The following is a 24,370-nucleotide window of genomic DNA, read 5'->3' as shown; positions in this document are numbered from 1 at the left end:
ATTCACTCCAACGGAATGATTAGATGCTTGCCATCACTGAAATAGATGAAAGCAGGACCCCTTCAGAGTTTGCGGAGACCCATTGTGGAGGGCCGACAGGCGGATTCACCCGTCGATCCAGCGGGCCTTGATCGTCGTGTCCGCAGCAAGCTCATAGATCCTGACGGAGCCCGTCGCGAGTTCAAGGTGCTCGACCTCCGCGGGGCTCAGGTCTTCAAGCGCCATGACAAGCGCCCGCAGGCAATTGCCGTGGGCGACGACGAGCACGTCTCCGCCCATAACCGCCGGCTGGATGGTTCGGAGGTAGCATGGGACGATGCGGGCGACGGTATCGCGCAGGCTCTCACCGTTCGGCGGCGCCTCGGCGTAGGAGCGGCGCCAGGTCTCGATCCGCTCCGCCCCCCAGCGCGCATCGGCGGCGATCTTGTCGAGCCCGCTGAGGTCGCCGTAGTCTCGCTCGTCGAGCGCGGCGAAGCGTTGGGGGACCAATCCGGGTTGCCCGAGCGCATCGAGAATAAGCCGGCCGCTCACGATCGCCCGCGTCAGCGTCGAGGTGAAGGCTGCGGAAAAGCGCCAGCTGCGCTCGGCCAAACGCCGCCCGGCTGCCTCGGCTTCCATCCGGCCCTGCTCGGTCAAGGGCGAGTCCAGCAATCCCGTGAACAGGCCGGATCGGTTGGCTACGCTCTGGCCATGCCGGACCAGCACGAGATGTCGCGTGACCGGGGCTTTGCAATCGTGAATCACGCTGTCTCCCGAGGCAGAGCACTTTCGTGCCGGTCGCATCGCCTCTGATGATGTCGGCATCCGACTTCAACGAACTTCGACCATGCGATGGGTTGGACCGTTCATCCGGAGTCGGCGGGTCATCCTAGGTCCGCTTAAGAACGTCTCGCGACTGAAAGCAGCCAAGCTGCTTCCCACCCCAAGCTGACCTCGCGAATGGGTACCAAGCGTCAGATTTCAACCACTAGGGGCCCGCATCCACGGGACCTACGGAAACGGCGCTAGGCAACCATGCTCCGATGGCGCAAAAGAAACCTATGTTATGCGGCAACCTACCGGCCAGGCCGGCCTTTGGTATCCATGCCCCTGCCTGACCCCGCCGATGCCCCCCATGTCCTCGTGGTCGACGACGACGCCCTCATCCTGATGGATGTGTCCGACATCCTGGAGGATGCCGGTTTCGTGGTTCTTGAGGCGATGGACGTCGCCCAGGCGACGCGGGTGCTCGACGAGCACCATGGCAAGGTGCAGCTGCTGTTCACGGACGTGCAGATGCCCGGGCCGGACAACGGCTTCGACCTGGCGCGGCGGACGGCCGTGACGTGGCCCCACATCGCCATCGTGGTCGCCTCCGGCAATGTGCGACCTGAACCCGGGGACCTGCCCGATGGGGCGACGTTCATCGGGAAGCCGTTCAGCCCCTCCTTGGTCCGGCACCACGTGCGCGAGACGATGCCGTCGGAGAAGCACCCCGGGCCCCTTCGGAGGTAAGCCCGGGATCGGTTGGCCGGAGCCCCATGCCTCCTACCGGCTCTCCTCGATCATCGACCGGATGCGAGCGACCCTCGATGTCGGGTTAGGCGAGGTCTTCGAGAATGTCGGAGACCAACATGCCTAACCGTCGGCTCGTCGTCGACCACCAGCATGGTCTCGTCCTCGTTGTCATTCCGCGGCCAAGGGCATCGTGTGCCCCTCGACGGGTTCCGGCTGCATGTCGGATCTCGGCAGTCCCCATCCCTTCACCAGCCCGTATACCGCCGGGATCACGACGAGGGTCAGGACGGTCGACGACACCATGCCGCCGATCATCGGCACCGCGATGCGCTGCATGACCTCGGAGCCCGAGCCGGTGCTCCACAGGATGGGCAACAGCCCGGCTATGATGGCGACCACGGTCATCATCTTGGGCCGCACCCGCTCGACCGCGCCGACCATGATCGCCCGCCTCAGGTCATTTCGCGATAGGGCGCGCCCATCCCGCTCGCACTCCGTCCGGATCTCGGCCAGCGCATGGTCGAGGTAGACCAGCATGATCACCCCGGTCTCGGCGGCGACCCCGGCGAGCGCGATGAAGCCCACGGCCACGGCGACCGATAGGTTGAAGCCCAACCACCACATCAGCCAGACGCCGCCCACCAGTGCGAAGGGCAGCGACAGCATCACGATGAGGGTTTCAGTCAGCCGGCGAAAGTTGAGGTAGAGCAGCAGGAACACGGTCAGGAGGGTCAGGGGCACCACGATCTTGAGCCGGGCCGTGGCGCGGTCGAGGTACTCGACCTGCCCGCTCCACTGGAGGGTGGTCCCGGGTGGCAGGCTCACCTCGCCGGTAACAGCCGCCCGTGCATCGGCCACGTAGCCGCCAAGGTCCCGTCCCGAGACATCGACGTAGATGAAGACCGCGAGTTGCCCGTTCTCGGTCCGGATCTGGGTCGGCCCCCGGGTCAGTGCCACCTTGGCGACTTCGCCCAAGGGGACCGTGCCTCCGCCCGCGATGGGCACCTGCACCTCGGTCGCGATGGATTGTGGGCTCGACCGGAAGGCGCGCGGGTAGCGCACGTTGACGGTGTAGCGCTCGCGGCCCTCGACCGTGTTGGTGACGCTCTCGCCGCCGAGCGCCATGGCGATCACGTCCTGCACGTCCCCGACCGATAGGCCGTAGCGGCCCAGAACCTCCCGGTCGGGCGTGATGTCGAGGAAGTACCCGCCCTGGACGCGCTCGGCATAGGCGCTCGACGTGCCCGGCACCGCCTTCACCACCGCCTCGACCCGGCGGGCGACCTTCTCCATCTCGGCGAGGTCGGTTCCGAGCACCTTGATGCCGACGGGGGTCCGGATGCCGGTGGCGAGCATGTCGATGCGGGCGCGGATCGGCTGGGTCCAGGCATTGGAGACACCGGGGAACTGGAGCGCGGCATCCATCTCGGCTTTGAGGCTCGCCAGCGTCACGCCCGGGCGCCACTCCGCCTTCGGCTTCAGGTTGACGATGGTCTCGAACATCTCGGAGGGCGCCGGGTCCGTCGCGGTCGCGGCCCGTCCGGCCTTGCCGTAGACGGACAGGACTTCCGGGAAGCTCTTCAGGATGGTGTCCTGTCTCCCTAAAAGCTCGCCGGCCTTGGTCACCGAGATGCCCGGCAGGGTGGTCGGCATGTACATCAGGGTGCCCTCGTCGAGATCGGGCATGAACTCGGACCCGAGTTGCAGGGCCGGCCAGACCGAGGCGCCGAGAACGCCCAGCGCGATCAGGATGGTCAGCACCCGCGCCCGCAGGACCCCTGCGATGATGGGACGGTAGAACCAGATCAGGAGCCGGTTCACCGGGTTGCGGTGCTCGGGCACGATGCGGCCGCGCACGAACAGCACCATCAGCGCCGGAACCAGCGTCACCGACAGCACCGCCGCCGCCGCCATCGCGAACGTCTTGGTGAAGGCCAGCGGCCCGAACAGACGCCCTTCCTGGCTTTCCAGGGTGAAGATGGGCAGGAAGCTGACCGTGATGATGAGGAGCGAGAAGAACAGCGAGGGACCGACCTCGGAGGCGGCCTCTATCAGGACCTGGACCCGGGGCTTGCCAGGGTCCGCCCGCTCCAGGTGCTTGTGGGCGTTCTCGATCATGACGATGGCGGCGTCGATCATGGCGCCGACCGCGATGGCGATGCCGCCCAGGCTCATGATGTTGGCGCCCAAGCCCAGCGCCTTCATGCCCGCGAACGCCATTAGGATGCCGACCGGCAGCATCAGGATCGCGACCAGCGCACTGCGGACGTGGAGCAGGAACACGACGCAGACGAGGGCGACGATGGCGCTCTCCTCGATCAGGGTCCCCTTGAGCGTCTCGATGGCCGCCTCGATGAGGTGCGACCGGTCGTAGACAGGCAGGATCTCGGTGCCCTTGGGCAGGCTCGCGGCGACCTCGGCGAGGCGCGCCTTGGCACTCGCGATAACGTCGAGGGCGTTGGCCCCGAAGCGCTGGAGGATGATGCCGCCGGCGACCTCGCCCTCCCCGTTCATCTCGGTGATGCCGCGGCGCTCGTCGGGACCGAGCTCGACCCGGGCGACGTCCTTCACCCGCAGGGGCGTGCCCGCCTCTGTCTTCAGGACGATGCTCTCGATGTCGGCGATGCTCTTGAGGTACCCGCGGCCACGGACGACGAACTCGAACTCGGAGAGCTCGACGGTGCGGCCGCCTACGTCGGCGTTGCTCGCCCGGATCGCGTCCCGGAGCTTCGCCAGGGTGATGCCCTGCGCCCGCAACCGGCTCGGGTCGACGACCACGTTGTACTGTTTGACGAAGCCGCCGACGCCTGCGACCTCGGCCACGCCTTCGGCACGAGAGGCCCCGAAGCGCACGACCCAGTCCTGGAGCGAGCGGAGCTCGGCCAGCGTGCGCTCTTTGGCGACCACGACGTACTGGTAGACCCAGCCGACCCCGGTCGCGTCCGGTCCCAGCGTCGGGGTCACCCCCGCCGGCAGGCGCTTGGCCACGGTGTTTAGGTATTCGAGCACCCGGCTCCGGGCCCAGTATGGGTCGGTGCCGTCCTCGAAGATGACGTAGACGAACGAGACCCCGAAGAACGAGAAGCCGCGCACGACCTTCGACCGGGGCACCGTCAGCATGGCGGTAGTCAGCGGGTAGGTGACCTGGTCCTCGATGACCTGTGGCGCCTGCCCGGGGTACTCGGTGTAGACGATGGTCTGGACGTCCGAGAGGTCCGGGATCGCGTCGAGCGGCAGGGTCCTCAGGGCGTAGAGCCCGGCCCCCACCGCGAACACCGTCCCGATCAACACCAGAACCAGATTCCGGGCCGACCAGCCGATGAGCCGGGCGATCATGGCGCCCTCCCATCGGCCGCCGCCTGCGGACCTGGTTCTACCTTCGGCTCGGAGAGACCCTGCAGCGCCGCCTTGAGGTTGCTCTCGGCGTCGATGAGGAAGTTGGCGGCGGTCACCACCCGGTCGCCTGCCGCGATGCCCTCCCGGACTTCGACGTAGCCGTCGCCGCGGGCACCGAGCTTGACCGGGCGCGGCTCGAAGCGGCCCTCGCCCTTGTCGAGCAGGACGACCTGCCTGGTTCCGGTGTCGATGACGGCGTCGTCGGGGACGGCGACCACGGGCTTGGCGTTCCCGGTCGCGATCTCGACGTCGCCGTACATCCCGGGCCGCAGGTCGCCGTTGAGGTTCGGCAACTCGATGCGCAGGCGGGCCGTCCGGGTCCCCATGGCGAGGTGCGGATAGATCCGCGTCACCGTGCCAGTGAAGGTCCGGTCGGGAAACGTCCGGGCACGCACGGTCGCCGTTTGGCCCTCCGCCACGGACGCCAGGTCGCGTTCGGTCACGTCGACGAGCACCCATACCCGGGTATGGTCGACGAGCTTGAACAGGGTGTCGCCGGACTTGGCGCGCATGCCGTCGGAGACGTTGCGCTCGACCACGACGCCGTCGCGTGGCGCCGACCACGTGATGGTCGCCGGCACTTTTCGGGATCGCTCGATCTCGTCGATGGCCTCGGGCGGGATGCCGAGGTTCTCCAGTCGGCGCCGGGCGCCCTCGTAGCCGATGCCGGTGAGGTACTGCGCGGCGGCCGCGTTCATCTCGGGCGAGAACAGGCGCATGAGCGGCTGGCCCTTGTGGACGTGGTCGCCGGTGGTGACGGCCTCGACCTTCTCAATGAAGGCGTCGGTGCGCATCGCGATGACCGAGATCCGGCGCTCGTCCTCCTCGATGGTTCCAGGAGCCCGCACCGGCATGGATAGGACGCGCCGTGCAGCGACCTCCGTCCGGACGCCGGTTCGCTGGACCTTGCCGGGCGAGAGGGTCACGGTGCCGTCGTCGGTGTCCTCGCCCTCGTAGACGGGGAGGTAGTCCATCCCCATCGAGTCCTTTTTCGGAATCGGCGAAGTGTCCGGAAGGCCCATCGGGTTGCGGTAGAAGCGCACCTTGCGGGCGCTCGCGGGCGTCTTGGCCTGAGCCATGGCCATGTCGCCGTGGCCGGCGTCAGGCATGGCTTCCGCCTCTTCGGGTTCGTCGAAGCGCACGTCCTCGCTGGCGTGGACGGCGCGGTAGTCGCGACCGTCCGCCGTCTGTTTGGGTTCGGAGGCGTAGTCCGGCTTCCCGTCCGGGTCTCGGTAGTAGACCACCGAACCCGTCGCCTTGATCGGAGCCTGCGCGGGCATCGGGGAGGCCGGCCGTGCACCCGGCAGCCAATGGGCGAACCCGGTCCGCGCCTGCTGGACGAGCGCCGGCACGGGGCTGCCCTCATGCCCCGCGCCATAGCCCAGCCCCCCCGCCGCGAGCGCGGCGAGGGTCCCGGCCAGCCATGCCGTCCGGCTCACTTGGTGGCCTTGAACACCAGCTTGTTCTCGACGGTGCCGGTCTCGCCTTGGACCTTGGCCCCGAGCGAGAGGCGCCAGCCGCCGGCCATCGTCAGCTTCGCCTTGAACCGGTAGAGGCCCGGCTCCGGCGAGGGCAGTTGCTCGATCTTGGAGGTCATCTCCTCCATGCTGTCGGGCGCCATATCGATGCGCTTGGCGAAGATGACGGCGTTCGGCACGGGCTTGGACGTGCGCTTGTCGACGAGGCGGACGTCGAGGATGGCCTCGCCCTGCTTGGCTTCGTCCTTCACCAGCTGGAACTCGTAGTCCTTGGTGTCGGCCCGGGCCGCGGCGGTGAGGGCGAGGCCGAGCAGCGCAACCGTGAGGGCGCGCGAAAACGATGTCTTGGTCACGATGTGGGGTCTCCTGAACGCGATGGATGGCCACGCGCGGACGCGCGTCACCGTGCCGGCGCAGGCGCCGACGGCATCGGGTTCAGGCTCGGGGAGGCTCGGAGGGTGGCCCTTGCGAGACGCTGTCGAAGGAGGCGGTGACGGCCCACGCAGTCCCCTCGACGACGGCGACGCGTCCCGGCAACCCTAAGGCGCCGGGCAGGCCGGTGGCGACCTTCGCCAGGCAGAGTGCCATCAGGGGGCAGCCCTTCGAGCAGTCGGGCATGTCCGGCCGCTCCTTGGGGCAGCACGGCATCTCGTCCATGGCCATCCCGGCCATGTCGTCCATGGCCTCGTCGGGCATCGCCATGGCGTGGCCCTGAGCGGCCATCGGCGCATGCATGCCCGCGGCGGCCGCGGATGCGGTCACCGGCGCAAGGGCGAGGCTGAGGACCGCAAGGAGCGGAAGCAGCCGCCGAAGGGCGAGCCAGAAGGTCACGGACGGACGATGCCACATCGCGGAGCGGTGAGGAAGGGAGGTGACTACCGGACGCGCCAGAGGGATACGGCGAGCGCGACGTTCGCGAGGGCGAGCACGGTCAAGAGGGCGTAGGTCGCATCGGCGCCCGCCTGCGTCAGCACGACCGCCCCGAGGGAGGGCGCAAGCGCCTGCGCCACCAGCCCCGGACGGGCGAGCCGGCCAACGAGCGGGGCGTAGCGCTCGGGACCGAACAGCGCGAGGGGCACCGTCCCGCGGGCGATGGAATAGATCCCGTTGCCGGCGCCGTAGAGGACCAGCGACAGCCCCACCACGGGCAGACCAGCCGCCAGCATCGCGACCCCGATGGCGACGAGGACCATCGCCGCGGTGAGGGTCCATAGAGGGTGATGCCGGCCCTTCCCGGCCATCTCGACGATGCGCGCCCCCACCTGTGACGGGCCGATCAGCGCGCCGTATGCGACGGCCGAGGTCAGCGCCACGCCACGGGCCTGGAGAAGGGTAATGAGGTGCACCGAGACCATGGCCATTACGGTGCCGCCGAGGGTCAGGACCCCCGCCATGAGGAGGAAGGCACGCCGCTCGCGTGCATCGAGCCGGACGGCCGAGACCGGGCCCTCGGAACGTGCTGGCCCGTGGGCAGGGGGGTGCGGGATGACGAGCAGGACGAGGGGAAGCGTGACCGCCAGGTGCAGCCCGGCATAGGCGAGGCAGGTGCCGCGCCAGCCTACCCGTTCGATCAGGAAGGCCGAGAGCGGCCAGCACACCGTGCTGGCGAAGCCGCCCCACAGGGTCAGGGTCGTGATGGCGGGTCTTGCCTCGGCGCCGTAGAGCCGACCAAGCGTGGCAAAGGCCGGATCGTACAGGCCGGTGCCCATGCCGAGCCCGACGAGGAGCCAGCCCACCAGGTAGGTCGGCAGGTTCGGCGCGAGGCCGAGGACGCCGAGGCCCAAGGCAAGGACCACGGCCGCGAAGGCCAGAACGGGCCTACCGCCGTGCTCCCCGATGAACGCTCCGACCCGTGGCGAGACCAAGCCCGCGACGAGGAGGCCGAGGGACAGCCCTCCGATGACCCAGCCGAGGGGCCATCCCGTATCCTTCGACATCGGCGCGGCCAGAACCGACAGGAGATAAAACGAGGAGCCCCAGGTCAGGATCTGGATCACGCCCAGGGCCGAGATCACGGGCCAGCGGCGCGCCGGGGTCATCGGTTCGCTACCGCGCCCCAAGAACGGGTAGCCACACTGTAAGGGCCGCCAGGGTGACGAGGAGCACCGGCGGCGTGATGACCAGACCCACCCGCATGTACTGGCCCCACGTGATGTGCTGGCCCTTGGTGTCGAGGACGTGGAGCCAGAGCAGGGTCGCCAGGCTCCCGATGGGGGTGAATTTCGGGCCGAGGTCGCAGCCGATGACGTTGGCGTAGATCATGAGCTCGCGCGTCAGGGGTGAGAGATTTGGGGCCTGCTGGATTGAGAGTGCACCCACCAGCACGCTCGGCATGTTGTTCATGACCGAGGACAGGATGGCGGCGGCGAACCCGGTCCCGATGGTGGCGACGAACGGGCCAAAGCCCGAGAGCCATACGAGCCCCTGCGCCAGGTAGCCGGTCAGCCCGGCATTCTTCAGGCCGTAGACCACGAGGTACATGCCGAGGCTGAACAGCACGATCTGCCAGGGGGCGCCGGTCAGGACCTTGCGAATGGGGATGACGCGGCTGCGGTTGGCCAGCGCCAGGAGGATCAGTGCGCCGGCACAGGTGACCACCGAGACCGGCACGCCGAACGGTGCGGTCACAAAGTAGGCGACCAGAAGCAGACCGAGGAGCGGGAAGGCCGCCCGGAAGACCAGCGGGTCCTTGATCGCGTGGCGCGGCGCTTCGAGCTCGGCTACCGGGTACGTGGCCGGAAGGTCGCGCCGGTAGAACAGCCACAGCACCACCAGGGTCGCTGCCAACGAGACCAGGTTCACCGGCACCATCACGGCCGCGTAGCGGCTAAAGGAGATGTCGAAGAAGTTCGCCGAGACGATGTTGACGAGGTTCGAGATCACCAGCGGCAGGCTCGTCGAGTCTGCCACGAACCCGCAGGCAACAATGAAGGCCAGCGCGGCCGCCGGCTTGAAGTTCAGCCGGAGCAGGATGGCGAGCACAATGGGGGTGAGCAGGAGGGCCGCCCCGTCATTGGCGAACACCGCCGCGATGGCTGCACCCAGGAGGATGAGCAGCGGGAAGAGCAGGCGTCCCCGGCCGCCGCCCCAGCGGGCGATGTGGAGCGCCGCCCAATGGAAGAAGCCGGCTTCGTCGAGGAGCAGCGAGATGATGATCAGCGCCACGAAGGTGAAGGTCGCGTCCCAGACGATGTGCCAGACCACCGGGATGTCGCCGGGGCTGATGACCCCGGTGGCCAGCGCCACGGCGGCCCCGATGAGGGCGCTCCACCCGATGCCGAGCCCCTTCGGCTGCCAGATGACGAAGACGAGGGTGACCACGAAGATGGCAAGGGCGAGCATCGGGACCGTTTCTTGTTCTTGTGTACGTGGAGCGGATCAGGCGGTGGCGACGCGGCGCCCGTGCTCGTCGACGACGCGCTCGCCGTCTTCCTTCACGAACTCGCCCTGCTGGGCCGGGAGGAGGTCGAGGACCGCCTCGGAGGGCCGGCACAGGGCAACGCCCTTCGGGCTCACCACCAGGGGGCGGTTCAGCAGGATCGGGTGCTCGGCGATGGCGTCGAGAAGCTGGTCGTCCGTCAGGCTCGGGTCCGAGAGCCCGAGTTCGGCGTAGGGCGTGACCTTCTCGCGGAGCAGAGCGCGGACGGTGACGCCAGCCCTGTCGGCGAGTTGGCGCACCAGGATCCGGTTCGGTGGCGTCTTGAGGTACTCGACCACATGCGGCTCGATGCCGGCGTTGCGGATCAGGGCCAGGGTGTTGCGGGACGTGCCGCAATCCGGGTTGTGGTAGATGACGACGTCCATCACGCGACCTCCGGGCGGGGCGAGGTGGCGCCGGCCCGCTGGCCGATCTCGCGCACCTTGGACGAGAGCGCCACGCCACTAAGGCTGTCGAGCGGCAGAGCGACGAAGGCTCCGATCCGGTTCTTCAGGTAGCGTTGGGCGGTGATGAACGCCGCCTTGCGCTGCATGTCGCTGCCTTCGACGGCTGCAGGGTCCTCGATGCCCCAGTGCGCCGTCACCGGCTGGCCGGGCCAGTAGGGGCAAGCCTCGCCGGCGGCGTTGTCACAGACCGTGAAGACGAAATCCATGACCGGCGCGTCGGGGCCGGCGAACGCGTCCCACGACTTCGAGCGCAGCCCCTCGGTCGGGTACTCCGTCTCGCGCAGAACCTGAACGGCGAGCGGGTTCACGTCCGCCTTCGGCTGGCTGCCGGCGGAAAAGGCCCGGAAACGACCCTGGCCCTCCTTGTTGAGCATGGCCTCCGCCAGGATCGAGCGAGCGGAGTTACCGGTGCAGAGGAACAGGACGTTGTAGACGCGGTCAGGCATGAGCGGTGTCTCCGGTGGGCAGGCAGCAGGCGGCGAGCGCGGCGACGGCGGGGGCGCAGACCTCGGGTCGCCCTTGGCAGCAATCGCGCATCAGAAATTGGATGAGCTCGGACAGGTCCGGGTAGGCGGCGCTGTAGATGATCGAGCGTCCCTCGCGCCGCGAGGTGACCAGCCCGGCATGGCTGAGCTCCTTCAGGTGAAATGACAGGTTGGTGCCCGAGACGCCGACCGCCTCGGCCAGCATGCCGGCCGCCATGCCTTCAGGGCCGGCGGTGACGAGCTGGCGCACGATGCGTAGGCGATGCTCCTGCCCAAGGGCCGCGAAGGCGGCGACGGCTTGCCGTTCGTCCATCATGATGTCAATATCTCAACCATCGTTGAAACGTAAAGGAACGAAGCGTCTTGGACAAGCCCCAACAGCCTTTCGCCGATGGATTGCCCAACCTCAGCGAGGAGCACTTCGTGGTCCCGGCGGCGACCGACCTTCAGGTGCAGGCACCGTTCACCCACGCCCCACGCTTCCTGATCCTGTACGGCTCGCTCCGGGAGCGTTCCTTCAGCCGCTTCCTGGCCTACGAGGCCGCGCGTCTCCTGGAGGCGATGGGAGGCGAGGTGCGGATCTACGACGCGCACGGCCTGCCGCTGCCCGACGACGCCACGGCCGATCACCCCAAGGTCGAGGAACTCCGGAACCTCTCGATCTGGTCCGAGGGCCACGTCTGGGTCAGCCCCGAGCGCCACGGCGCCATGACCGGGGTGATCAAGAGCCAGATCGACTGGCTCCCCCTGTCGGAAGGGTCGGTGCGCCCGACGCAGGGCCGGACCCTGGCCGTGATGCAGGTCTCGGGCGGCTCGCAGTCCTTCAACGCGGTCAACGGCCTGCGTGTGCTCGGGCGCTGGATGCGGATGATCACCATCCCGAACCAGTCTTCGGTCCCGATGGCCTATAAGGAATTTGACGAGGCCGGCCGGATGAGGCCTGGGCCGCTCTACGATCGGGTGGTCGACGTCTGCGAGGAATTGGTCAGGTTCACGCTCCTGACCCGCGAGCGCTCCTCCTATCTCGTTGACCGCTACTCCGAACGGAAAGAGCGAGAGCCTGAGCGCCTCAAGGCCGTCGCCGTCGACATCGGGTTCGTCAAGCGCTGAACCACTGCCCGTGGGGTGTTGGATCAAAGCCGAGTGGCCGCGAGTTGCGTTAGACAGCCCTTCGACGTCACAGCGATATTCGGTTCAGGATGGCATCCGAAGGCAAGATCGGCGGATGATCTCGCTGCCTCCGGCCGTCACATCCCCGGTTGGGGTGTGTCGTCCTCATCATCGGTCAGGTCGAGATCGACGGCCAGCCTGAGACGCGGCTCCATTCTGTCGGGCAGCACTCGGAGGATGACGACCTCAGCGTGCCCATGCCCGTCCCCCTGCACCCGATAGTACAGGACATGGGACGGCCCTCCCTTCCGTCCGGTCGCGAGTGCAACGTGGAGGGAACGCGTTTCGGGACCGAGGTTGGGCCTGGCTTTCGACGAAGGTGTATCTGATGCGTCGGCGACCATGCCAATCGCCCGGTCTATGTAGCCCACGTTAGCTTCGAGTTGGCGGGTACCGAACTCCTGGTGGGTTTCGACGAGTATGCGTTCGATATCGCTTTTCGCGGCGCTCCAGGGGTCAGAGTCGAGGGTGGCGGTCCCTGATTTTCATCGTGTGAGCGCTTCTTGAGGCGGCGGTGATCGCATCGCGGGCCCAAATCCCGCAAGCTCGGAGCGGGAGAGATCCACAGCGCAGGATGAGCGCAGGACGACTGGAACAAAACGTGTTCAGACGACATTATTCCTGAACTTGGCCGCCGCCTGGGGGGCTCATTGCGCACGAAATCCGGGCCAGGGGCCAGGAAGGCTACACCACCCAAGACGAAAGGGGCGGCGGTCGCGTGCGCCTCCAGTCCGCCAAAGCCGAGCGCACCAAAGGCGAAGACGAAGAAGCCAACGGTTCGGATCTTCGTGTCCTACAGCCACGCGAACTCAGCACAGCAGGCAAAGCTGCAGGTCCACCTGGCGCAACTGAAGCGCGACGAGGTCGAGACCTGGTTCGATGGCGACATGGAAGCCGGTGACGCACTGAACAGCAAGATCTCCCGTAAGCTTCGGGAGGCCCACGTCTTCGTGGCGTTGATGAGCCCCGAGTACATCCACAGCCACTGGTGCCAACTGGAGTACCGCCGTGCGATGGGCCGCCGGGCCAGGGGCGCAATGCGTGTGGTGGTCGTCGTGCTCCGCCATTGCGACTGGAAGGATACCGGCGCTTCGGCGCTAAAGGTGTTGCCGCGAGACGGCCGGGTGGTGAGCAACTGGCGAACCGCGGACGAGGCTTTTCACGACGTGACCCAGGGCATCCGCGGGGCGGTCAGGACGGTGCGCGCCTCGCTGGCCGAGGATGCCAAAGCGAGGCCTGCCAGGGCGGCCAGGAGCAAGGCATCCACAGGGAACGCCAAGACCGCCGGCGCTCGACGGATGAAGGGGGCCACGGGCCCGAAGCGGACCAAGGACGGTCCGCCGACGCGAAGTCGGGTTTCCGGTTGAACCATATAATTCGGGGGGCGGCCCGTGGGGTCGGAATGGGCATGCCGAAGAACATTGTCGTCTTTTCGGACGGGACCGGCCAGGAGGGCGGGCTGCGCGAGGAGCAGCGCCTCAGCAACGTCTACAAACTCTATCGCGTCTGCCGGGTTGGCCCGGACAGCGGCATCGACCCGAAGGATCAGGTGGCGTTCTACGACCCCGGGTTGGGGACCGACGGCTCAGCCACCGGGTTGCTGAGCGCCTACCGAAGGCTGCAGAAGCTCCTGTCCTCGGTGACGGGCCTCGGCATCACGAAGAACATCGCCGACTGCTACGCCTTCATCATCGACCACTACGAGCCGGGCGACCGTATCTTCCTCGTGGGCTTCAGCCGAGGAGCCTACACGGCCCGTTGCGTGGCAAACGTGCTCTTCCTGTGTGGCGTCCCGACGATTGCGCCCGGGGGCGAGTGCAAGGCCCCAAGCCTTTGGGCGGCGGTTGGCCAATGGATGAAGGAGAAGCTTCCAGGCCGGAAGCACGCGCTCCCGCCGCCGGCCGAGGCACTACCCCCCGGCAGTTACCTTCCACGGTTTCGGAAGACGACCCGCGACATCGCCAACGAGGCGGTGATGGGAGTCTACGAGTATGGCGCCGGGTCCCCTCGGGGCGACTACGACCGGGAGCGCCAGGAGCTGGCGCGTCGGTTCCGGCACCGATACGGGTCAGGCGACGACCTGAGGTCGAACGTGGCTCCTCATTTCGTAGGCGTGTTCGACACCGTCGCATCCCTCGGATCGGTCGGCGTACGGCGTTGGGGCCTCGCGGCAGGGCTGTTCGCGCTGGCCGCCGTGCTCGCCGCCGGGCCGTCGGTCGTGCTCGACCTTGCATTCCATACGGGGTTCTGGAAGCCGTTCGCGGTCGTCGCGATCCTCGGCGCGGCTTTCGTCCTGTGGCGCTGGCTTCCTACCACCATCAAGTTCATCGTGAACTCCCCCGTCAACGGCAAGACGCGCTTCAACCTCGCGCAATGGCGGTCCGGGAACTACGACAGGTTCCTCAGCGGCCACGTCGGCTACGGTCGGCACGCCCTGGCAATCGACGAGACCCGCGCCGACTTCCCCCGTGTCGAATGGGCGAAGAAGGACGCCATTCGCCAAAGGGTCGGCGACGAGCCCGATCCGCTGATCCAGATGTGGTTCGCAGGCAACCATTCCGACGTGGGCGGGAGTTATCCCGAGGTCGAAAGCCGGCTCTCCGACATCGCGCTGGACTGGATGGTCGAGGAGGCCACGACCATTCCGTATCCGCTCCTGGTCGACGGGATGGAACCGGGCAAGACGGGTACCGGGCGATTGCACCTGCACCCGGCCTTCGACGGCATGCAGCACTGCGAGGTCGCCGGGATGCGCGACACCATCGCGGGCATCGTCCCCGGCTGGCTCCTGCCATTGGCCGGCAGGCTGGGCTGGGCGGTGAAGCCACGCTACGTGCCGCCCGGGGCGCCTGTCCATGAGACCGTCTACCGGCGCTTCCGGTTGGCCGAGGTGACGCAATGCACCGGCAGGGGCCCCTACCGACCGGAGGCGCTGGCCACCCACGGGGATTTCAACGACGGATCTCCGGCCGCCCCTGCACCCGCGCAGGCTTCGGCTCCGGGCACGCCCTAACCATCATCCTTTCACATGCAGGCCTCCGCCGAGGCCGACCGGACAACGAGGTCTCGGATGAAGCTCGACAGTTTCAGGGTCACGAATTTTCGCAGCGTCGAGGATTCCGGCGAGATCACCCTCGGCGACATGGCCTGCCTCGTCGGCAAGAACGAGGCAGGCAAGACGGCACTGCTTCACGCGCTCGCCGGCCTGAAACCTCATGCGTCGACGCCTATCACGTTCGACCGTGAGCGGGACTACCCGCGGCGTTACCTGAACGAATACGAGAGGCGTCACGCGGACGACGACGCCATGGTCATCGCGACCCGGTGGACCTTGTCCGACGCCGAGATGAACGACCTCGCCGCATCTTTCGGGCCCGGCTGCCTCGCGTCGTCCCAGGTGACCCTCAGCCGGCGCTACGGTGGCGGGATCGGAGTGACCGTGCACCTCGACGAGGCCGCCTGCATGGCCTTCCTCACCGACAGGCATGGGCTAACCGAGGATGAGCGACGCGCCTTTGCGGCCTCCGGTTCGGCGGCAGCGGTCCGGAAGGCCCTGGAGGGCCTGGAGGAAATATCCGCAGCCCAACAGGCGCTACTGGATGCCCTGGAAGCCTTGCCAGGCAAATCGGTGCTCAACGCTATTGCGAGCCACGTTCGCTCGGCCTGCCCAAGCTTCATGTACTTCTCGCACTACGACCGCATGGCCGGCCAGATCCGCGTCGACGACATCGAGAGGGACGAGGATGGCGGCGTCCATCGATTTGGTCGCCGCCCGCATAGGTCGAGCGAGCCTCTCGAAGTCCCCGAGCTGGTTTTCCTCGATTTCCTGGAGTTCGCCGGGACCTCGGTCGAGGAGATCCGCGAGTCGAAGACCTACGAGTCGCTGAACGCGAAATGCGAATCCGCGTCGAACGCGATCACCGACCAACTGCGGGAATACTGGACCCAGAACCCGTTCCTGGAGATCGAGGTCAGGGTCACAAAGGCGGAGCCGAACGACCCCGCGCCGTTTGACGAGGGCGTGATCGCGCGCGCCCGCGTCAAAAACATCCTGCATCGCGTCTCGGTCCCCTTCTCGGAGCGGAGCGCCGGTTTCATCTGGTTCTTCTCGTTCCTGGTGAAGTTCGCCCAGGTCAGCAAGCAGGGCGGCAGCCTGGTGCTCCTGCTCGACGAGCCAGGGCTGACCCTTCACGGAAAGGCCCAGGCCGACCTGTTGAGGTACTTCGGCGACAAGCTGGTGCCCCACCACCAGGTGGTGTTCTCGACCCATTCGCCGTTCATGGTTCCACCCGACGACCTGACGCTCTCGCGCATCGTCGAGGACCAGATCGAACAGCGGCCGAACGGCTTCCCGACGACGAAGGGCACCAAGGTGCGCGATGACGTCCTGGCGACCGATCCGGACACGCTGTTCCCGCTCCAGGCGGCGCTGGGCTACGACGTGACCCAGGCCCTGTTTATCGGCAAGCACACCTTGCTGGTCGAGGGGCCCGGCGACCTCGTCTTCCTCAATGCGCTCTCGGCCCAGTTGAAGCGCCGCAAGCGTATCGCGCTCGATCCGCGCTGGACGATCTGCCCGGCCGGCGGCCTCGACAAGATCCAGTCGTTCGTCTCGCTGTTCAAGGGCGCGAAGCTGCACATCGCGGTGATGTCCGACAGGGCTCAGGGCGACAAGCGCAAGCTGGAGCAACTCCGGGCCGCAGGTGCGATCCCCGAGAACCGCATCATGAACTACCCCGACGTGCTCGGCCTGCCAGAGGGGGATGTCGAGGACATCTTCGACCCGGAAGTCTACCTCGCCATTGTCAACGGAGCCTACGGCCTGAAGGGCCGCGGTGTGCTGACGACCGCCAAGCTCGACAAGGAGGCGGGGGGTATTGTGCGACTGGTCAAGCGGGTGGAGGCGGCCTTCAAGCTGCTGCCTCCCGACACGCCAGAGTTCGATCACTTCACGCCGGCGGACTGGCTTATTCGCAATCCCGCCGTTCTGGACGAAAAGACCCCCGCCATCGAGGCCACCCTGGACAATGCGGAGAAGGTGATCCGGGCGATCAACGGCGCCCTGCCTACGTAGTCCACCCCTACCGTCCGTGGCATCCCTTCGCGGACGGCGGGTGCATGAACCGCCTCTATCGCGGGAGACGGGTTTTCCCCACTCCACCATCGGCGGGACCTCATCGAATTGTGGCTTCGCACCCAAGCGTAGCCGCTATACGGAACCGGCCAAACGTGTTCTGCTTTTGTTCCTGGACTCTTGGAGGAGCACCATGCAGATCACTGGCATAAACATCGGCTTTTCCATGCCGGTGTCCCTTCTCGCCAAGCCTGTCCAGGCCGGCTTCCCGAGTCCGGCCGACGACTTCATCGAGGAAGAGATCGACCTCCAGCGCCTACTGATCGTCAACCGCCCGGCCACCTTCCTGGTCCGGGTCGCCGGCGACAGCATGATCCTAGCCCGCCTGTTCGACGGCGACCTCGCCGTCGTCGACCGCTCGCTCACCCCGCGCAACGGCGACATCGTCGTTGTCGACATCGACGGCGAGCGATCCTTCAAGGTCTGGAAGCGCCAAGGGCCGCGCATCTCGCTGCACTTCGCCAACCCTCGCTTCCCCGAGTTCCAACTCTCCCCCGACGCTGTCATTGAGGTCTGGGGCGTCGTCTCCGGGTCCGTCTGTGCGAAGCGCCGCTGCGAATGAGCGCCCGGGCCTACGCGCTCTCCGACGGCAACTCGTTCTACTGCTCGTGCGAGCGGGTCTTCGATGCTCGGCTGGCGAAGGTGCCGGTGATCGTGCTGTCCAACAACGATGGCTGCGCGATTGCCCGGACCAACGAGGCCAAGGCGCTCGGCATCCGGATGGGCGAGCCCTGGTTCAAGATCCGGGACATGTGCCGGCAGCAGGGTGTCCAAGTCTACTCCTCGAACTACGCCCTTTATGGAGACATGTCGGCCCGGGTGAACGCGGTCTACCGGGACTTCTCGCCCCGCATCGAGATTTACTCCATCGACGAGAGTTTTCTCGACATCTCCGACGTGCGCAACCAGGACCGGGCGTCCTTATGCAGGGACATGCGGGCGACCGTACGGGCCTGGACGGGCATCCCCACCTGCGTCGGCATCGGGTCGACCAAGACGTTGGCCAAGCTCGCCAACCACATCGCCAAGAAGGTACCCGAGCTCGAAGGGGTCTGCGACCTGACCGACCCGGAGCAGTACGACCACTGGATCATCCGCATCCCGGTGGGCGACATCTGGGGTGTGGGGCCGGCAAACGCCCGGCGCCTGGAAGCCCTGGGATGCGACAGCGCCGCCGATGTCCGCGACTTCGACCCACGCGTCGCCCGCAAGGCCATGACAGTCGTGGGCGAGCGCCTCGTCCACGAGCTGCGGGGTATGGCCTGCCTAGACCTGGAGACGGTAGCCGCCACCCGTAAGGGATGCGCCGTCACCCGGTCGTTCTCCGAGCGCGTCGAGGATCGCGCCACCATGGAGCAGGCCGTCGCCACCCATGCCTCCAGACTCGGCGAGAAGCTCCGCCGCGAGGGGTTGGCGACCAACCACGTGACGGTCTTCTTCCACACCTCGGAGCATGACCGCGACCGGCCTCAACGCTCGGTCTCGACCGTCGTGACGCTCCCCGAGGCGACCAGCGACACTCTCGCCCTGGTGAAGGCCGCCACCCACGGCGTCCGGAAGACCAGGCGGGACGGGTTCCGCTATTCCAAGGCCGGGGTGGTCACCACCGACCTGATGCCGCTGGCCGCATCGCAGCGTGCGATGCCGGGCTTGGGCCAACTCGACCGCGAGATGGGAGCCGCCCTGATGGAGGCGCTCGACGCCTGCAATCGCCGCTTCGGACGAGGCGCCGTCGTCCCGGGCGCCGCCGGGTTCGCCCCGAACCGCGAATGGTCGACCAAGTTCAAGATGCGGTCGCCCCGTTACACGACCCGCCTCGACGAGATTCCGATAGTCGCCGCGGCCTGACAAGCTTCTCACGCCCCTTGCGTTCGGGGACCGGCCAGGCGATCACGCGGAAGCTTCAAGGATAGTAACGATGAAACGCATGGCGCCGCCCCCGACCGACTAATCCCGGAGAGCGATGCCGCGCGCGAAGCCTCCGCAATTGCGAGAGGCTAAAATGCCAAAGGTACATTTTACGGCCGACAGCCACGTTGGCCATCAAGCTCTCATCCTCAGCCCGAGGATGCAGACCCAGCGACCGTTCGCTTCGCTTCACGAGCACGACGAGACCCTGGTCGAACGTTGGAACGCCGTCGTCCACCCGGATGACACGGTCTGGCACCTGGGCGACTTCGCATACCGGTGCACCGAGACTTATGCGCTCGCGATTTTCCTACGCCTTAACGGTCGCAAGCTCCTGATCCGTGGCAACCACGAGCGGATCGGTGAACGCCTCCCCTGGGCCGAGCCCGTCCGGGACGTGGCGATGATCGCCCTGCCGGACCCGGCGGGCGTGATGCGCTCCATATGGCTGAGCCATTACCCTCATGTGAGCTACCCTCGCTCCCACCGGGGTGGCCTTCACCTGCATGGGCATTCCCATGGTTCGGTCCCGGGCACGGCGACGCGTGCCGATGTCGGCGTGGATTGCTGGGACTGGGCCCCGGTGACGTTGGACCGGATCCTGGCGCGCTTGGCGACGAACGGAGCGGGGTCATGACTGCCCCTGGCCTTCGCCTATGGGTGTTCTCGGACCTGCATCAGGACTGGAAGGAGAATGCTTGGGACCCTGCCGCGCATGCGCCGGCGGGTGGTTTCGACGTGGCCGTCGTGGCCGGTGACGTGCACATGCCCCTGGTTCGGGCGCTGGACTGGCTCGGCGACCACTTGTCCGGCGTGCCGGTGGTCTACGTGCCAGGCAATCACGATTTTTGGTGGGACCGGGGTGAGGAACGCTACACGATTCACGACCAGTTGACCCGGGGGCGTGAGCGGGCGGACGCGCTCGGCATCCATCTCCTGCTCGACGACGCGGTCATCATCGACGGCGTTCGGTTCGCCGGCGGTACCCTATGGACGGACTTCCGCCTGGGGTCGTTCAACCTGAACCACGGTATCCGGACCGCCCAGGGGCGTGGTGGGATGGTCGATTACCGCCGGATCCGCACGGGTCCGAGGTCGCGCAATCGCATCAAGCCCGAGGAGGTGCTTGCGATGCACCGGGTCACCCGTGGCTTTATCGAGAACACCCTGGCCGTCAGCCACCCCGGTCCCACGGTGGTGGTGACCCATCACGCCCCGCACCCGGCGAGCCTTCCACGGAGCGACGCGGACCTACGGTGGTGCGATGCTTCCGACCTGACTGACGTCATCCTGGACCAAGGACCGGACGTCTGGGTCCACGGTCATGTCCATTATGCCTCCGATTACCGGGTGGGCCGGACGCGGGTGGTCTGCAACGCAAGGGGGCATTCAGATGAGCGAACCAGGTTCAGACATGGGCTCGTTGTTGAGGTCGCCCATTACATTCCTTGACCAGCCCCCTCGACGGATCCCAGGACAGGCCACAGTAGCCTCTCAGTCGGCTCGGTCCAAAATAACGGTCAGGTCACGGCATTCCGGACCTAAAAAATTCCCGAACGGGATACGGGCCTTGCGTTAACCGGGAGGCGCGGGGGGGGCTGTATCAAGGTGACCCAAACGGCCTGTCGACCCGGGGGCGCCCAGGCATTTTGCCGCCAGCGACCCTCGGAATAGGTAATTTGCCGTCCGCCCAGGCGTTTTGCCGCCCGCCCGCCTCCCGACAGGCGTTTTGCCACCACCGCCCCGGCCGGGCCGTTAACGCTTGGGCTACATAAGGTCCACGTTCGCGCATCCCTCCGGGTCCTGGCACCGGCCGAGGCGGACCAGCCCAGTCGAGTAGCAGTACGCCCATCCCGCCGCCGCATCGAAAGCCTGGACGGTCGACGTCGTTAGGCCCGTCCCGTCGGGGAACTTGTCATGCCCGTAGACCGTCCCGGTGAGCACGGTGCCATCCGCGGACCGGTTGTCGGGCTGTATGATCCAGTCGTGAAACAGGGGACGGTCGCCGAGCTCAGTCAGGTCGAAGCGGCTGCCTGGGTACCGGTTTCGCTGTGCCATGCCCTGCCGTCCTCGTCGAAGAAAATTGAGGCGGCTGCCACGACGGGCCGACCGCATTCGTCAGTGAAATGACCGGCAAGGAACGGCCGGTAATAGAATCTGACGGCCCTCGCGGGGACGCCTGCATGCGGGACGAGGGTGCCCTTGATCCACGCGTGAACCTCGCGATTGCCGGTGGGGATAACCCGGGCCCGCGACCCTGGCCGGACGACCATCACGGCGTCGGCCAGGGTTACGGTTTGGGCGTGGGCGACGACGCGGCCGCGTTCACGGACGGACCAGCAGCCGCGGGTCAGATTCCGGTAGACGTCTGTCATCGCGCTTCAAGGCGATCCTCAGGGATCGGGATGAGGCGGCCGCATGCCACGACGGCCGCGTTGGCGGCGGCGAGGCCCTCAGACAAGGTGACCTGGCGTGTCGCGACACAGCGGGCCATATGTCCGACGTACTCATCAAGCACGACCCCGACGCGGTGATCGACCGTGCCGGCGAGGCGATGGGCTCGGATGGACGAGCGGAGGTAGTCCCAGACGGGGGCGTGCGTGGTCATCGTCACCCTCTTCAATGCCGGGCCGCGAGGGTCTCGCGACCGGCGAGGACGGTGTCGACGAGACGCTGGAGACGTCGGACGCTACCCCCACTCCAGTGCTCCGCGATGAGCCCGAGCTCGTCGCCGTCGAGGTCCGGGAGCCACGACGCATCCGTCCCCCTCTCGCGCCGGGCGTCCCCCACGATCCCCCGTGCGAGGGCAGGTAGGTCGGCAAGCGTGGGCTCGGGCATCTGGAAAACTCGGAAGCGGTCCAGCAGGGGCCGGGGCATGCCCCTAGTCCCGTTAGCCGTCGCCAGGAACGTGATGCCCGAGAGATCGGTCGCGCACTCCAGGTAGGGGTCCCTGTAGTCCTCGGCATGATCCAGCATGGGCAGGAGCCCGTCGAGGAGATTGCCGTTCGTCATGCTGGTGCCGGCCTTCTCGATCTCGTCGAGGACCACCGCCACCGTCGCGAGGCTCTCTTGCCGGATCGTCTGAAGCGGCACCGAGGCCCTGCCGGATGACCACTGCCGGGAGGTCCCGATGAACGAGGCGTCCGCCACACCCGAGCACGAGTAGACCGTGCTTGGGAGGCCCAGCGCGGTGGCCAGGCTGGTGGCCAGTCGCGTCTTGCCGGAGCCCGGGGGCCCGACGAGCAGGATGGGTGGAAGCCGGGCGAATGACCTACCGACGAGTTGGTTCAGGATGCGCTCGATGAGCGATGCCGCGTGCGGGTACTGATCGACGAGATCCCGACGCGCGGCCGCGAGATCGGGCACCGGCCGGCGCGGGAGAGTCACCCCCGCGATAGGCGCCCACTCCGCGCGGGGCGTGGTCCCGCCGCTGCTACGTGCGCCGTCCTTCGCGGACCCCGGCAGGTGCTCGACGCTGCGCACGACGAGGAGCCCGGCGCCCGCTGCCTCCGGCAGATCGTCCTCGTCTTGATCGCGGGGATCGAAGCCGGTGTCGTCCCGGACGGGGCCGCGCTTGACGTTGTTGGGCCACTCTACCTTCACGACCGACCGGGCAATGATCTGTAAGGCGGTCAAACCGTCCCCCTGGCGGCGGGCCGACCGGGGCTCGCGCCTGGGTGCCCACTGCTCTCCATCGCAGTACGCGGCGATGCTCATCATCTCGGCATGCGTTCGGAGGAGATTTCCCAGTCGTAGGTCGGTATGCCCGCCCGCCATGGCGATCTGCCAGACCCTGACGGCACACCGCAGGGCACAGACGTGGTCGCCCAAAAAAGCTTGGTAATAGACGCACCTCGTCGACCAATCGGCATACGTGTCGCGGTCGTTCTGCCCCAGCTTGAGGTCCTCCGAGGCATCGTCGCACACGCTCTCAGCATGCGAGAGCGACGAGAGCGACACGCGGCACGACGACAGCTTCTCAAGCGCGGCACGCACGGGGGGGGGCAGGTCCGGCAGGTCGAGCAGGATGCCGGTCGACCAGTGGATCGTATCCGCGAGCGGGTCGCAGTCGAGGAAATCCAGGCCCTGATCGAGCCAGTCTACGGACGGGGGATGATTGGGTGCGAACGGATCGCTGGCAGGCGCACGGGGGCGCGCACCCCGAGGGGGGGTCTTCGTCATGGCCGGGTTTCTCCAGACGCCCTGTCAGAGACAGGGCTTCAGGGTGCCAGCCATACACACGAATCGTTAACGGAGCGTTGCCTTGAGCGCGGCCGTCCGGGCCCGGGCCGCGGCCGTCTCCCCCTGCATCGTGGCGACCATCCCGAGCGCACGGTCGAGGATCTCCTCACAGCGCTGCCCGAGGGCCTCGCGACCCTGGGCGGAGAGCGGCCCTGGGCCGGTCTCGCCCATTCCATGGGAGATGACGTGCTCGTCCCAAAGGTACGCGACTGCTTGGAGCATATACCCGGTGGCCCTCGGGTGTGCGGTTGCGGCCGCCCGGCCGAGCATGTCCAGGAGGGGCGCCGGGAGACCATGGGAGATGAGGCGGCCGCGTGCCAGGGAGCGCACGTTTAGGCCCGAGGCCAGGCTCAGGGGCCCCACGAAATCAGGTCCGAAGACCCTTTTGGCCACTCGCTCGATCTCGGCGTGGAGGGCCTCCGAGATCTCCGCATGATCCACCGGCTGGCCATCGATCAGGGCCTGCCGGCCATCGTAGGACAGCAAAGGCCCCGCCGGGGGGGCGGCCCCCGCGAGGTTGGAGAGCGGCGAGCCCGAGACGTACCCGACGGCGTGCCCAACGGCGGGGGTCCCAGCCGGGACGGGGTAGAGCGTTATGCGCACGGGAGAAGGTCCTGGGTGGGGCCGGCCAGGTAGATCACGTCAACGCAGAACCGGCCGGGATGGTCATTCGCGACGGGCCACATGCCAAGGCGCTGCCCCCATGTGTACCCCCTGATGATGATGGTGGTGCCCCTCATGACGCCACCCGCTTCAGGCAACGCGGGCAGGTCGCAGGGACGCCTTCGACGTCGCCCCATCCGACGGAACGCCGGCCCGGCGTGGCACCGCACAGCGCGCTCCCGGCCCCGCCCATCGGGCCGCAGCCGTCCTCGGAGACGATATGGTACAGGCGGCCGCGGTCGCGCTCACCGCCGTTGCTCAGGCGTCCGAGCATCTGTGCCGAGCGCCACGCGGAGCCGTCGGGGAGGACATACCGGGGGGCGGCCGTGAGGAATGCCTGGCGCTCCTCGGCCTGGCGGACCTGCCTGGCTTTCTCCTCAGCCTGGTACTGGGCAGCGGCCGCAGCCCGTTCCTCCGGCGAGGGGCCGGGGCCGGCGCGCACCATCGCCACCATTCGGTCGATAATCAACATGTGGGGTTCCCTGCTGTACCGGGCAGCTTGTGGGCAAGCC

Annotated in this window: 24 protein-coding genes; 9 read left to right on the top strand and 15 right to left on the bottom strand. The window is 67.3% G+C overall.

Annotation, left to right across the window (positions count from 1 at the left end; genetic code table 11):
* Nucleotides 1-105 precede the first annotated feature (105 nt).
* Nucleotides 106-744 carry a 2,3-bisphosphoglycerate-dependent phosphoglycerate mutase gene (locus K368_RS0114075; protein WP_018044305.1) on the bottom strand — a complete coding sequence of 213 codons (639 nt, stop codon included), beginning with the start codon at nucleotides 742-744 and terminating at the stop codon, nucleotides 106-108.
* 339 nt (nucleotides 745-1,083) lie between these two features.
* Here K368_RS0114075 and K368_RS0114070 point away from each other — a divergent pair, with 339 nt between their 5' ends.
* Nucleotides 1,084-1,494, top strand: a complete 411-nt coding sequence (locus K368_RS0114070; RefSeq protein ID WP_051074325.1) for a response regulator — start codon at nucleotides 1,084-1,086, stop codon at nucleotides 1,492-1,494.
* 171 nt (nucleotides 1,495-1,665) lie between these two features.
* On the opposite strand, the gene K368_RS0114065 is transcribed toward K368_RS0114070, so the two are convergent.
* From K368_RS0114065 to K368_RS0114025, 9 genes are all read right to left on the bottom strand, one after another.
* The gene (locus K368_RS0114065) at nucleotides 1,666-4,833 is read right to left on the bottom strand and encodes a CusA/CzcA family heavy metal efflux RND transporter (RefSeq protein ID WP_018044307.1); all 3,168 of its coding nucleotides are present in this window, start codon (nucleotides 4,831-4,833) and stop codon (nucleotides 1,666-1,668) included.
* Nucleotides 4,830-6,332, bottom strand: coding sequence for an efflux RND transporter periplasmic adaptor subunit (locus K368_RS0114060; protein WP_018044308.1), 1,503 nt, complete (start codon nucleotides 6,330-6,332; stop codon nucleotides 4,830-4,832). The genes K368_RS0114065 and K368_RS0114060 overlap by 4 nt, the downstream gene beginning before the upstream one ends.
* Nucleotides 6,329-6,724, bottom strand: coding sequence for a FixH family protein (locus K368_RS0114055; protein ID WP_018044309.1), 396 nt, complete (start codon nucleotides 6,722-6,724; stop codon nucleotides 6,329-6,331). Before K368_RS0114055 ends, K368_RS0114060 begins: the two co-directional genes overlap by 4 nt.
* An 82-nt stretch (nucleotides 6,725-6,806) precedes the next feature.
* Nucleotides 6,807-7,202, bottom strand: coding sequence for a hypothetical protein (locus K368_RS0114050; protein WP_018044310.1), 396 nt, complete (start codon nucleotides 7,200-7,202; stop codon nucleotides 6,807-6,809).
* A gap of 44 nt (nucleotides 7,203-7,246) precedes the next feature.
* Nucleotides 7,247-8,410, bottom strand: a complete 1,164-nt coding sequence (locus tag K368_RS0114045; RefSeq protein WP_018044311.1) for an MFS transporter — start codon at nucleotides 8,408-8,410, stop codon at nucleotides 7,247-7,249.
* A gap of 7 nt (nucleotides 8,411-8,417) precedes the next feature.
* On the bottom strand, nucleotides 8,418-9,713 hold the full coding sequence (locus K368_RS0114040) for an arsenic transporter (RefSeq protein WP_018044312.1): 1,296 nt from the start codon (nucleotides 9,711-9,713) through the stop codon (nucleotides 8,418-8,420).
* A 36-nt stretch (nucleotides 9,714-9,749) separates the two neighbouring features.
* Nucleotides 9,750-10,175, bottom strand: a complete 426-nt coding sequence (gene arsC / locus K368_RS0114035; protein WP_018044313.1) for an arsenate reductase (glutaredoxin) — start codon at nucleotides 10,173-10,175, stop codon at nucleotides 9,750-9,752.
* Nucleotides 10,175-10,702, bottom strand: coding sequence for an arsenate reductase ArsC (locus tag K368_RS0114030; RefSeq protein ID WP_018044314.1), 528 nt, complete (start codon nucleotides 10,700-10,702; stop codon nucleotides 10,175-10,177). The genes arsC and K368_RS0114030 overlap by 1 nt, the downstream gene beginning before the upstream one ends.
* Entirely contained in the window at nucleotides 10,695-11,054 is a 360-nt protein-coding gene (locus tag K368_RS0114025; RefSeq protein ID WP_026176011.1) for a metalloregulator ArsR/SmtB family transcription factor, read from the bottom strand. The genes K368_RS0114030 and K368_RS0114025 overlap by 8 nt, the downstream gene beginning before the upstream one ends.
* A 50-nt stretch (nucleotides 11,055-11,104) precedes the next feature.
* Between K368_RS0114025 and arsH the strand changes: the two genes are divergently transcribed.
* From arsH to K368_RS0113980, 8 genes are all read left to right on the top strand, one after another.
* The gene (arsH, locus tag K368_RS0114020) at nucleotides 11,105-11,851 is read left to right on the top strand and encodes an arsenical resistance protein ArsH (RefSeq protein ID WP_018044316.1); all 747 of its coding nucleotides are present in this window, start codon (nucleotides 11,105-11,107) and stop codon (nucleotides 11,849-11,851) included.
* A gap of 848 nt (nucleotides 11,852-12,699) precedes the next feature.
* Complete coding sequence (locus tag K368_RS0114010) at nucleotides 12,700-13,278, top strand: toll/interleukin-1 receptor domain-containing protein (protein WP_018044318.1); 579 nt, start codon at nucleotides 12,700-12,702, stop codon at nucleotides 13,276-13,278.
* Between the two features lie 41 nt (nucleotides 13,279-13,319).
* Nucleotides 13,320-14,924: a DUF2235 domain-containing protein gene (locus K368_RS0114005; RefSeq protein WP_026176012.1), complete on the top strand. Its 1,605-nt coding sequence runs from the start codon at nucleotides 13,320-13,322 to the stop codon at nucleotides 14,922-14,924.
* Nucleotides 14,925-14,981: 57 nt separating this feature from the next.
* Nucleotides 14,982-16,985, top strand: coding sequence for an AAA family ATPase (locus tag K368_RS0114000; RefSeq protein ID WP_018044320.1), 2,004 nt, complete (start codon nucleotides 14,982-14,984; stop codon nucleotides 16,983-16,985).
* 193 nt (nucleotides 16,986-17,178) lie between these two features.
* Complete coding sequence (locus K368_RS0113995) at nucleotides 17,179-17,607, top strand: S24 family peptidase (protein ID WP_018044321.1); 429 nt, start codon at nucleotides 17,179-17,181, stop codon at nucleotides 17,605-17,607.
* Nucleotides 17,604-18,893 (top strand): Y-family DNA polymerase, encoded by a 1,290-nt coding sequence (locus tag K368_RS0113990; protein ID WP_018044322.1) that lies wholly within the window; start codon nucleotides 17,604-17,606, stop codon nucleotides 18,891-18,893. The genes K368_RS0113995 and K368_RS0113990 overlap by 4 nt, the downstream gene beginning before the upstream one ends.
* Before the next feature lie 154 nt (nucleotides 18,894-19,047).
* A complete protein-coding gene (locus K368_RS0113985; protein WP_018044323.1) occupies nucleotides 19,048-19,590 on the top strand; it encodes a metallophosphoesterase in 543 nt (180 codons plus the stop codon).
* On the top strand, nucleotides 19,587-20,405 hold the full coding sequence (locus tag K368_RS0113980; RefSeq protein WP_018044324.1) for a metallophosphoesterase: 819 nt from the start codon (nucleotides 19,587-19,589) through the stop codon (nucleotides 20,403-20,405). Before K368_RS0113985 ends, K368_RS0113980 begins: the two co-directional genes overlap by 4 nt.
* Nucleotides 20,406-20,720: 315 nt before the next feature.
* On the opposite strand, the gene K368_RS0113975 is transcribed toward K368_RS0113980, so the two are convergent.
* The 5 genes from K368_RS0113975 to K368_RS0113945 form a co-directional block, all read right to left on the bottom strand.
* Nucleotides 20,721-21,011: a hypothetical protein gene (locus K368_RS0113975; protein WP_018044325.1), complete on the bottom strand. Its 291-nt coding sequence runs from the start codon at nucleotides 21,009-21,011 to the stop codon at nucleotides 20,721-20,723.
* Nucleotides 21,012-21,324: 313 nt separating this feature from the next.
* Nucleotides 21,325-21,561, bottom strand: a complete 237-nt coding sequence (locus tag K368_RS0113965) for a hypothetical protein (protein WP_238206018.1) — start codon at nucleotides 21,559-21,561, stop codon at nucleotides 21,325-21,327.
* An 11-nt stretch (nucleotides 21,562-21,572) separates the two neighbouring features.
* A complete protein-coding gene (locus K368_RS0113960; RefSeq protein ID WP_019904521.1) occupies nucleotides 21,573-23,135 on the bottom strand; it encodes an AAA family ATPase in 1,563 nt (520 codons plus the stop codon).
* A 66-nt stretch (nucleotides 23,136-23,201) separates the two neighbouring features.
* Nucleotides 23,202-23,798, bottom strand: coding sequence for a hypothetical protein (locus tag K368_RS0113955; RefSeq protein WP_018044328.1), 597 nt, complete (start codon nucleotides 23,796-23,798; stop codon nucleotides 23,202-23,204).
* A 133-nt stretch (nucleotides 23,799-23,931) separates the two neighbouring features.
* Nucleotides 23,932-24,330, bottom strand: coding sequence for a hypothetical protein (locus tag K368_RS0113945; RefSeq protein WP_018044330.1), 399 nt, complete (start codon nucleotides 24,328-24,330; stop codon nucleotides 23,932-23,934).
* Between the last annotated feature and the right edge of the window lie 40 nt (nucleotides 24,331-24,370).

The sequence above is a fragment of the Methylobacterium sp. 10 genome (assembly GCF_000519085.1).
In the GTDB taxonomy this organism is placed as follows: domain Bacteria; phylum Pseudomonadota; class Alphaproteobacteria; order Rhizobiales; family Beijerinckiaceae; genus Methylobacterium.
The sequence above is the reverse complement of the archived record's forward strand: the minus strand, read 5'-3'. Positions and strand labels throughout refer to the sequence as shown.

What these genes read in the sequence shown, in the direction of transcription:
- K368_RS0113990 (WP_018044322.1), top strand. Translation starts at nt 17,604, where the DNA reads ATGAGCGCCCGGGCCTACGCGCTCTCCGACGGCAACTCGTTCTACTGC.
- K368_RS0114070 (WP_051074325.1), top strand. Translation starts at nt 1,084, where the DNA reads ATGCCCCTGCCTGACCCCGCCGATGCCCCCCATGTCCTCGTGGTCGAC.
- K368_RS0114005 (WP_026176012.1), top strand. Translation starts at nt 13,320, where the DNA reads ATGCCGAAGAACATTGTCGTCTTTTCGGACGGGACCGGCCAGGAGGGC.
- K368_RS0113995 (WP_018044321.1), top strand. Translation starts at nt 17,179, where the DNA reads ATGCAGATCACTGGCATAAACATCGGCTTTTCCATGCCGGTGTCCCTT.
- K368_RS0113975 (WP_018044325.1), bottom strand. Translation starts at nt 21,011, where the DNA reads ATGGCACAGCGAAACCGGTACCCAGGCAGCCGCTTCGACCTGACTGAG.
- K368_RS0114030 (WP_018044314.1), bottom strand. Translation starts at nt 10,702, where the DNA reads ATGCCTGACCGCGTCTACAACGTCCTGTTCCTCTGCACCGGTAACTCC.
- K368_RS0114065 (WP_018044307.1), bottom strand. Translation starts at nt 4,833, where the DNA reads ATGATCGCCCGGCTCATCGGCTGGTCGGCCCGGAATCTGGTTCTGGTG.
- K368_RS0113960 (WP_019904521.1), bottom strand. Translation starts at nt 23,135, where the DNA reads ATGACGAAGACCCCCCCTCGGGGTGCGCGCCCCCGTGCGCCTGCCAGC.
- K368_RS0113945 (WP_018044330.1), bottom strand. Translation starts at nt 24,330, where the DNA reads ATGTTGATTATCGACCGAATGGTGGCGATGGTGCGCGCCGGCCCCGGC.
- K368_RS0113985 (WP_018044323.1), top strand. Translation starts at nt 19,048, where the DNA reads ATGCCAAAGGTACATTTTACGGCCGACAGCCACGTTGGCCATCAAGCT.
- K368_RS0114000 (WP_018044320.1), top strand. Translation starts at nt 14,982, where the DNA reads ATGAAGCTCGACAGTTTCAGGGTCACGAATTTTCGCAGCGTCGAGGAT.
- K368_RS0114025 (WP_026176011.1), bottom strand. Translation starts at nt 11,054, where the DNA reads ATGGACGAACGGCAAGCCGTCGCCGCCTTCGCGGCCCTTGGGCAGGAG.
- K368_RS0113980 (WP_018044324.1), top strand. Translation starts at nt 19,587, where the DNA reads ATGACTGCCCCTGGCCTTCGCCTATGGGTGTTCTCGGACCTGCATCAG.
- arsC (WP_018044313.1), bottom strand. Translation starts at nt 10,175, where the DNA reads ATGGACGTCGTCATCTACCACAACCCGGATTGCGGCACGTCCCGCAAC.
- K368_RS0114045 (WP_018044311.1), bottom strand. Translation starts at nt 8,410, where the DNA reads ATGACCCCGGCGCGCCGCTGGCCCGTGATCTCGGCCCTGGGCGTGATC.
- K368_RS0113965 (WP_238206018.1), bottom strand. Translation starts at nt 21,561, where the DNA reads ATGACCACGCACGCCCCCGTCTGGGACTACCTCCGCTCGTCCATCCGA.
- K368_RS0114040 (WP_018044312.1), bottom strand. Translation starts at nt 9,713, where the DNA reads ATGCTCGCCCTTGCCATCTTCGTGGTCACCCTCGTCTTCGTCATCTGG.